7 protein-coding genes are annotated in these 8953 nt (G+C 42.2%); all 7 read right to left on the reverse strand.

The window, feature by feature from the left end:
- Positions 1 to 91: 91 nt before the first annotated feature.
- The 7 genes from AAEY99_RS19215 to AAEY99_RS19245 all read right to left on the reverse strand — a co-directional run bounded on the left by AAEY99_RS19215 (position 92) and on the right by AAEY99_RS19245 (position 8276).
- Positions 92 to 1255: an alginate export family protein gene (locus AAEY99_RS19215; RefSeq protein WP_162024291.1), complete on the reverse strand. Its 1164-nt coding sequence runs from the start codon at positions 1253 to 1255 to the stop codon at positions 92 to 94.
- Positions 1256 to 1434: 179 nt separating this feature from the next.
- The gene (locus AAEY99_RS19220; protein ID WP_351011599.1) at positions 1435 to 2307 is read right to left on the reverse strand and encodes an ABC transporter ATP-binding protein; all 873 of its coding nucleotides are present in this window, start codon (positions 2305 to 2307) and stop codon (positions 1435 to 1437) included.
- Between the two features lie 10 nt (positions 2308 to 2317).
- Entirely contained in the window at positions 2318 to 3250 is a 933-nt protein-coding gene (locus AAEY99_RS19225) for an ABC transporter permease (protein ID WP_197708419.1), read from the reverse strand.
- Positions 3251 to 3322: 72 nt separating this feature from the next.
- Positions 3323 to 4708: a CmpA/NrtA family ABC transporter substrate-binding protein gene (locus AAEY99_RS19230; RefSeq protein ID WP_351011600.1), complete on the reverse strand. Its 1386-nt coding sequence runs from the start codon at positions 4706 to 4708 to the stop codon at positions 3323 to 3325.
- 393 nt (positions 4709 to 5101) lie between these two features.
- Positions 5102 to 6232, reverse strand: a complete 1131-nt coding sequence (locus AAEY99_RS19235) for a sodium ion-translocating decarboxylase subunit beta (protein ID WP_101085612.1) — start codon at positions 6230 to 6232, stop codon at positions 5102 to 5104.
- Between the two features lie 9 nt (positions 6233 to 6241).
- Positions 6242 to 8020 (reverse strand): sodium-extruding oxaloacetate decarboxylase subunit alpha, encoded by a 1779-nt coding sequence (oadA, locus tag AAEY99_RS19240; RefSeq protein WP_101085614.1) that lies wholly within the window; start codon positions 8018 to 8020, stop codon positions 6242 to 6244.
- A 13-nt stretch (positions 8021 to 8033) separates the two neighbouring features.
- Entirely contained in the window at positions 8034 to 8276 is a 243-nt protein-coding gene (locus AAEY99_RS19245; protein WP_101085616.1) for an OadG family transporter subunit, read from the reverse strand.
- Between the last annotated feature and the right edge of the window lie 677 nt (positions 8277 to 8953).

Below are 8953 nucleotides of genomic sequence, written 5' to 3' on the forward strand. Positions count from 1 at the left end.
AATAGATTTCAAAACTGGACACAAAAACGCAATGTAAAAAAGATTAAAGCGAGTATCAATTGATACTCGCTTTTTTCACTAGCTTGCCAAATTAGAACTTAGCGTTTGCCCAAAGCCACACTTTATCAGTATCAACTTTACCGGCTCCAGCATCGCCTGCTGAATAAGCGGCGTATTTAACACCTACGGTATAATTTTTATCAATTGGTAAACTGAATACGGCGTCAATTTCGTCGCCTAAATCGTTTACCGTAGCGCTAGATTCGTCAGCTTCAAAATCATGGTAAACCAACGCCCAATTACCACCAACAATACTACCACCAATAGACACATAGGTATCGGCTAGCCCTTGGGCTGGCGTCCCTAAAAATTGATCAGACCAACCATTAAATGCGTGTAAAGTGGCAAGCGGTGTTGCAAAACCATATTCACCATTATCAGACCCAAGCAGCTCGTATCCTAACTTGACGGTCAGCCCGCTAAAACCTACGCCAACTTCGCCCAATAAATAATCAGCAGAATAAGATGTAGTTGCGGTATCGGCATCTTGTGTGGCGTATTCTACCGTATAAAGTAGTTTGATTTTGTCGATATCTTTAGCACCAGCAAAGCGCACGCCATAGGTGTCAACGCCGTTATCAAGGTTGGTATCTTCCTCAAGCAGATAGCCGTAAGCACTTAGCTTACCCAAGCCTAAATTATATGATGCATTGATGATGTGATCTTTTGAATCTATGTCTTTTATTTCTGCAAAAATACGGTTGCGCTTGTAGATATAGCCATAGTCAACGCTAAAGTCATTCATTGCATATTGCATAGTAACGGCATCGAATGTTTGGCGATCTTGACGCCAGCCAACATGGCCGATAAAACGTTGGTTATCGATAGCAATAACTTGACGCCCAGCTTTAGCAGTAAAACCATTACGCTTGTATTGTAAGAAAGCCTGGTCTAATTCAGTTGTTTCAGGGTCTGCAATCACAGAGTAATCAGCATTGTTGCCAATCGCGTCATTATAATCATTAACCCCTGCTAAGCTGCGTGAATCCTCAAACTCAACTAAAGCTGTTAAGCCGTAATATTCAGCGGTAGCAAAGGTTAAACGAGTCCGAAGTGTCAATGCATCAGCATCTTTTAACGCATTGTCTTGATCGACAGATTCATAACGCAAATTCAAATCTACATTTGCTGTTCCCTGAGTCACTGCATCAGCGATTGATGTGACTTTAACATCCGCTGCAGAAGCATTTCCCATAGCCAGTAATAGTGAACAACTAAGTACCGATAAGGCACATTTTTTTGTAAAGGCAGAATTTAGGCAAGCCTTATCCGCAACTTGACTCGCAAGCAGTTTTTTATTCATCTTACATCCCAAATAGTTATTTTAAGTTAAGTTATCAACACGCTGTAAAGCGTAACAGTGCGACTAGCAAACTAACTGTTGCTTACTTTAACGGCTTCATTAATTGGTGTCTGTGATTTATCTTGCATTTTAAATACTTGTTTTGTTGCTGACAGTGATTCTATCTTGCGTTGTTTTTCATACAGGAATTTAAGTACCTCAGAACGCAGTCGGTTGTACTCAGTATCTTGAGCTAACGCTAGGCGGTTTCTTGGCCTTTGAAGGTCGACTGTTAAAATTTCACCCACTGTGGCTTCTGGACCATTGGTCATCATGACAATTTTGTCAGACAACAACACCGCTTCGTCTACATCGTGGGTAATCATAATCACGGTATTATTTAACTGACTTTGGATCTCCATTAACGAGTCCTGCATGTGTCCTCGTGTTAACGCATCTAATGCTCCAAATGGCTCATCCATCAGCAACACTTCCGGTTGCATAGCAAGCGCCCTTGCAATACCGACTCGTTGTTTCATTCCACCAGAAATCTCTCCTGGACGTTTATGCATAGCATGATCCATCTGCACTAATTGCAGGTTATGTTCAATCCACTGTTTCATTTCTGTTTTGCTCATCTTGCCAGCAAACACTTGTTTTACAGCAAGCTCAACGTTTTGATAGGCACTTAACCAAGGGAGTAACGAATGATTTTGAAATACCACCGCCCGTTCAGGTCCTGGCGCTTTAACTTCAGTACTTTTTAAAATGACCCCACCAGAGCTGGCTTGGTATAAACCTGCAACAATATTCAGTACGGTCGATTTGCCACAACCAGAGTGACCAATCAAAGAGATAAACTCGCCTTTATTTATCTTCAAATTCACGTCTTTAAGCGCTGTAAAAGATCCTTTAGGCGTGGGAAAAACCATATCAACGCCGCTAATCTCTAAAAATGTGCTCATGTTGTTACCCTCATTGATCCCAAGATACCCAATGCTGTAAGGCCAGAATGCCTCGGTCTAATAAAAAGCCAATAAAGCCAATCACAACCACCGCGGCCATAATTCGCGCTAATGAATCAGAACTACCATTTTGAAATTCATCCCAAACAAATTTTCCAAGCCCCGGATTTTGCGCCAGCATTTCCGCGGCAATCAATACCATCCACGCGACCCCTAGGGATAAGCGCATACCGGTAAAAATCATTGGGATAGATGCTGGTAAGACGATTTTTTGCACATGGGTTATTGCCGATAACCGCAATACTTTGCTGACATTGATTAGGTCGCTGTCGATACTCGTCACGCCGATTGTAGTGTTGATAATCATTGGCCAAACACTGCACAAGGTGACAGTGAGCATGGAGTTAATAAATGATTTAGACACTAGCGGATCCGGCGAGACATACAGCGCACTGACCACCATGGTAACTAAAGGCAACCAAGCGAGTGGCGATACGGGTTTAAAAATTTGAATAATGGGGTTAATTGCTGCCTGCAAACTGCGACTTAACCCCATCCAAATCCCCAATGGAATAGCAATAATGGCCGCTAAGATAAAACCACTCATGACGGTAATTAGACTAGTGACAATTTGATCCCAAAAAGTTTCTTTACCTGTGTAAGCACGTACTTTGGCGACATAACTTGGATCGTTAGCAACACGCGCCTCATTTCGTGTTTCTTGACGTTGATAAAAAGCCTCGGCCTTTTCGCGCTCAGTTATATGCTCCTGATACAAATTGTCAAATTGCGACACGACAGCAACCGGTCCCGGAAACTTACCCAGAGAGGTTTCAATACTATTAGCTGTCACCGCCCACAGAGCTAAAAATATCGCAATGCCGATAAACGGTAATAGTATCGCCCTACTTAACTCGGCTATTTTCAGCATAACAACTGCCATGTTGCCTCGTTCAATTAAGCGATTTTGTGCAATAGAATAAAGACTGTTCATCCAAGACTCCTTAACGGGTTGTTACAGCTTGTCGCCTTGCTTTAATCCAATTACAAATGAATTAATGTAAGCATTAGGCTTGCTGCCGTCATAAACTAAGTTATCAATAAAGTGAGTTTGCGGTGCTTTGAAACCGGTTTCTTTACTGAAATCTGGAAAGTCAACTGCGGGGATGAGCTTATCGTCGATGAGTGATTGCGCGGCTTTAGCATAAATATCTGGACGATAGACTTTTGCGGCGATGTCTTTATACCAATCGTCAGATTTATCTTGTTCAATTTGGCCCCAACGGCGCATTTGAGTTAAATACCAAATCGCATCTGAGTAATATGGATAAGTTGCGTGATGCCTAAAAAATACATTGAAGTCTGGAACCGCGCGCTTATCGCCTTTTTCATATTCGAACGTACCCGTCATACTATTAGCAATCACCTCATAGTCAGCACCAACATAATTAGATTGAGACAGTATTTTTACCGCTTCTGGGCGGTTAGCATTGTTATTGTCGTCTAACCATTTAGCGGCGCGGATCAACGCACGAGTAAGGCGTATAGTGGTATTTGGATATTTTTCGGCAAACTCGGCTGTAATACCAAACACTTTTTCCGGATTATCTTTCCAAATTTCATAATCGGTCACCACAGGTACACCAATGCCTTTAAACACAGCTTGCTGATTCCAGGGCTCACCAACGCAATAGCCATTAATTGTGCCCGCTTCCAGTGTCGAGGGCATTTGTGGGGGCGGAGTTACCGACAGCAAAGCTTGTGCATCAATCTGCCCTGATGTATCTCCTTTATGAGGTGCGTAAAACCCAGGATGAATCCCACCAGCGGCTAACCAGTAACGCAATTCATAGTTATGTGTAGAAACCGGAAACACCATACCCATATTAAATGGCTTACCAGCCGCTTTAAATTCTTCTACTACGGGCTTTAGTGCATCAGCTTTAATGGGATGAACGGGAAAACCGTCTGCCTGTTTAGCAATGTGCGGCTTCATTTTGGCCCAAACGTCGTTTGATACCGTAATTGCGTTACCATTTAAATCCATCGAAAATGGGGTAATAATGTGCGCTTTAGTACCGTAACCAATTGTTGCAGCAATTGGTTGACCCGCTAACATGTGGGCCCCATCTAATCGACCATCAATCACACCATCGAGTAACACTTTCCAATTTGCCTGCGCTTCAATCGTGACGTATAAACCTTCTTCTTCGAAATAACCTTTTTCATAAGCAACCGCAATAGGTGCCATATCAGTTAATTTGATAAAACCAAACCTGAGCTCTTCTTTTTCAGGAAAGCCCACTTCGGCACTTACAGTGTTGATACACAAACTTGCCCCAATACTGACCCCCAGTAATAAAGACTTAATCTGCTGAGTTAACGATATTTTCCAGTTCATATTATTTCCCCGTTATGAAAATTGACAATAAAAAAAGGCGCTTCGGATATCCATTTAGGAATATCTCGATAGCGCCTTTGCTAAAATTGAATTTATTAAATATTATTTATCAGTCAGTTAGTTGTAAAACTGATAACCTGTACTGTCTAAAAAGACTGGATATGGCTCATCAAATATACAACCTTTGCTATCCATTTTTCATGCCAAAACATTAACAGGTTGATTTTAAATAACTTTAATTTTAACAATTAAGTAACGTAATGCTACTACAGTGCAATAAAGCAGTTTAAGTGCACCAATATGCATCAAAAGAGGTATAAGTAATTTTGTACCAGTAGATAAAAACAAAAAAGCCAACGCAAAGGCATTGGCTTTTGAATCATCGGGTAAGTTTTAGCCTAGTACTGCCAGCAAAACACCTGCAGCAACAGCACTGCCTAGCACACCTGCTACGTTAGGTCCCATAGCATGCATGAGTAAGAAGTTTTGGTTGTTAGCCTCTAAACCTACCTTATTCACTACTCGTGCAGCCATTGGCACAGCAGAAACGCCTGCTGCACCGATAAGTGGGTTAATTTTTCCGCCAGAGAGCTTACTCATTAATTTAGCCATCAATACCCCAGAAGCAGTACCAATACTAAACGCAACCGCGCCAAGGATTAAAATACCTAGCGTTTCGATACGCAGAAATTGATCTGCTGATAGCTTAGACCCAACAGCAAGACCTAAAAAGATAGTCACTATGTTGATTAACTCGTTTTGCGCCGTTTTCGATAAACGATCCACTACGCCCGATTCGCGCATTAAATTGCCCAAACAGAACATGCCAATTAATGGGGTTGCTGCAGGTAAAAATAAAATGGTTAACCCTAGCACCATCAGTGGAAAGATAATTTTCTCTTTCTTACTGACTTCACGCAATTGTTCCATTTTAATTTCACGTTCGGCTTTAGTGGTTAGCAGTTTCATGATCGGCGGCTGAATTAATGGCACTAACGCCATGTATGAGTATGCAGCAACAGCAATAGCACCTAACAATTCAGGCGCTAGTTTAGACGCTAAGAAAATTGCCGTTGGACCATCTGCTCCACCAATAATGGCAATAGCTGCAGCATCTTGCATACTAAACTCAAACCCAGGTACCCAATTTAAGGCAATAGCACCAAGTAAAGTGGCAAAAATCCCAAATTGCGCCGCTGCCCCTAACAATAGTGTTTTAGGGTTAGCAATTAGCGCACCAAAATCAGTTAATGCACCCACCCCCATGAAGATGAGCAATGGGAATACCCCAGTCTCAATCCCGACATGGTAAGCGTAATACAGTAAGCCACCTTCATCGGTAAAACCTGCATTAGGAATGTTGGCTAATATGGCGCCAAATCCGATAGGTAATAACAATAACGGTTCAAATCCTTTAATTATCGCTAGAAATAACAATAAACAACCAACAGCCATCATTAGCAGTTGGCCACCAGTAAAGTTAGCGACACCCGTTTCAGCCCAAAAAGCCAATAATCCTTCCATTTCGACCTCTTATGCTAATGACAACAATGTTGAACCTACAGTTACACTGTCACCCTGCTTAACCGCTAACTGAGTTACAACACCATCTTGTTGAGCACGAATTTCGGTTTCCATTTTCATCGCCTCCAGGATAATGATCACTTCACCGGTTTTAACCGCTTGACCATTACTGACTAACACTTTGAAAATATTTCCCGATAACGGCGCGGCCATGGTGCACTTAATCTCACCCGTAGGCGCTGAGGCGACCGTTGCAGACGCTGCCGTAATAGGTGCAGCTGATGCTGGCGCGATGTGACCAATCTCACCACCTTCACTCACTTCGACCACAAAATGTTGACCATCGACATCGACGGTATAGGTTTGTGGGCCTTTATCGGCTTTCACTTGTAAATCATCTGCACTTGGGACAGGTTCAAACGCATCCGGATTGCCGCGATTTTTAAGAAACTTAAGACCAATTTGATTGAACAACGCATAAGTCATTACATCGTCATCTGATTCTGCAGCTAAACTAAAGCCCTGCTCTTTGGCGGCTTCGGCAAGCTCGACACGTAACTTATCTAATTCTGGTGCAATTAAATCGGCTGGGCGACACGTAATTGGCTGTTCGCCTTTTAGCACTCTGGCTTGTAGTTCTGCATTAACTGGCGCTGGCGTCGCACCATATTCGCCTTTTAGTACACCTTCGGTCTCTTTGGTCATCGACTTGTAACGCTCACCCATCAGCACATTGATCACCGACTGTGAGCCAACAATTTGCGATGTTGGGGTAACGAGAGGTAAGAAACCAAGATCTTCACGTACCCGCGGGATCTCTTCAAGCACGGCATCCATTTTGTCTGCTGCGCCCTGCTCTTTTAATTGATTTTCCATATTGGTTAGCATGCCGCCAGGTACTTGAGCACGTAAAATACGTGAATCAATGCCTTTTAGTGCACCTTCAAAACGGACGTATTTTTTACGCACTTCACGAAAATAGGCTGCTATCTCTTCTAGCAACACCATATCGTAACCGGTTGCCCTGTCGGTATCTTCAACCATTGCCACTAACGTTTCGGTAGCGCTGTGGCCGTAGGTTTGGCTCATTGAAGATATTGCCGTATCAAGCACATCAACGCCCGCTTCAATCGCTTTTTGATATGTAGCGCTGCTTAGGCCCGTTGTAGCATGACAATGCATCGACACCATTAAGTCCGTTTGTGATTTTAAGCGGCTAATGAGGTCATAAGCTTGCATTGGCTTAAGTAAACCCGCCATATCTTTAATACATAAAGAATCTGCGCCCATGTCTTCTAGGCGTTTAGCCATATCAACCCAAGTATCAATGTTGTGAACAGGGCTAGTGGTAAATGAAATGGTGCCTTGGGCATGGCCGCCCACGTTTTTAACCGCTTTAACCGCGGTTTCAAGATTACGGACATCATTCATTGCGTCGAAGATACGAAATACATCAACGCCATTGGTATGAGCTCGTTCTACAAAACGCGTAACGACATCATCAGCATAATGTCGATAACCTAATAAATTTTGGCCTCGAAGCAACATTTGTTGCGGGGTATTAGGCATGGATTTTTTCAATTCGCGAATACGATCCCATGGATCTTCGCCTAAATAACGAATGCATGAATCAAAAGTTGCGCCGCCCCAAGACTCAAGTGACCAGAAGCCTACTTTATCTAATAACGGTGCTATAGGTAACATATCGTCAATACGTAAACGTGTTGCCAATAATGATTGATGTGCGTCACGCAGGACGACATCGGTTAATGCTAATGGCTTGCTCATAATGACTCCAAATTTATTTCGCGCGGTATTGATGTATCGCAGAGGTAATAGCGGCAACCAGCTTAGGGTCTAAGACGGTATGTTTAGGCACATTAGCACTTACCGTTGCTAGCGTAGGAACCTCTACTGGGGCCGGAAAAAGCTTGGCAACAATGCCAATACCGATGATTAAGATACTCAAAAAAATAAATACTAAGCCCATGCCCATTACCATAATGCCTAGCGCATCGGATAACTGCTCAGATATCGATGTCATGTGTCCTCACTTTATCTGTTAAACATCAAACCAATACGTTGACTATTCTGTACCGTCCCTCAATGTGCTATCACGGTGCAATGTCACAAAACGTGCACCAAGACAACAACATCCTTAACGACTACAGACATAACTTGACTACTCAAGAAGCATAAATATTCAAACTCAACGCTTATTCAATGAAGGTGTATTTCATGGTAAAAACCGCAAACTGAGTTTGTAAACCTAAAATCCTGTCACAAAATATAAACAATTTACACCAACAATGCTATCTTTTTGTAAATTGGTCTTACCAAAATAGAGAGAACCAATTAAACAAAATCAATAAAATACAAAAAAAATGATAATAACCTGATGAATCATCAATAAAATCACTATATTCACTTTAAAATTAACAAATTCATAATTCAATGATAAAAATCACTCACACTTTATTGGTTTAACAAATTGATGAAATAGATGATTAAACATGACATGAGTAATAAGTGAATAAAGATGTGAAAATCAAATTTTATGAGATAAAGCGGCTGCAGTAAGATGAGAAAGACAATGAAAAGTAAGCAAAAAAAAAGCCCTGCATTGATGCAGGGCCTTTTTATTATGGTGCGCGTGGGAGGAGTCGAACCTCCGACCGCCTGGTTCGTAGCCAGGTACTCTATCCAGCTGAGCTACACGCG

Origin of the sequence: Shewanella sp. S1-58-MNA-CIBAN-0166 (genome assembly GCF_040310085.1) — a bacterium.
Taxonomy (GTDB): Bacteria; Pseudomonadota; Gammaproteobacteria; order Enterobacterales; family Shewanellaceae; genus Shewanella.

Excerpts from the sequence above, each read along its gene's own strand:
- AAEY99_RS19215 (WP_162024291.1), bottom strand. The coding sequence starts at position 1,255 with ATGGGAAATGCTTCTGCAGCGGATGTTAAAGTCACATCAATCGCTGAT.
- AAEY99_RS19220 (WP_351011599.1), bottom strand. The coding sequence starts at position 2,307 with ATGAGCACATTTTTAGAGATTAGCGGCGTTGATATGGTTTTTCCCACG.
- oadA (WP_101085614.1), bottom strand. The coding sequence starts at position 8,020 with ATGAGCAAGCCATTAGCATTAACCGATGTCGTCCTGCGTGACGCACAT.
- AAEY99_RS19245 (WP_101085616.1), bottom strand. The coding sequence starts at position 8,276 with ATGACATCGATATCTGAGCAGTTATCCGATGCGCTAGGCATTATGGTA.
- AAEY99_RS19225 (WP_197708419.1), bottom strand. The coding sequence starts at position 3,250 with ATGGCAGTTGTTATGCTGAAAATAGCCGAGTTAAGTAGGGCGATACTA.
- AAEY99_RS19230 (WP_351011600.1), bottom strand. The coding sequence starts at position 4,708 with ATGAACTGGAAAATATCGTTAACTCAGCAGATTAAGTCTTTATTACTG.
- AAEY99_RS19235 (WP_101085612.1), bottom strand. The coding sequence starts at position 6,232 with ATGGAAGGATTATTGGCTTTTTGGGCTGAAACGGGTGTCGCTAACTTT.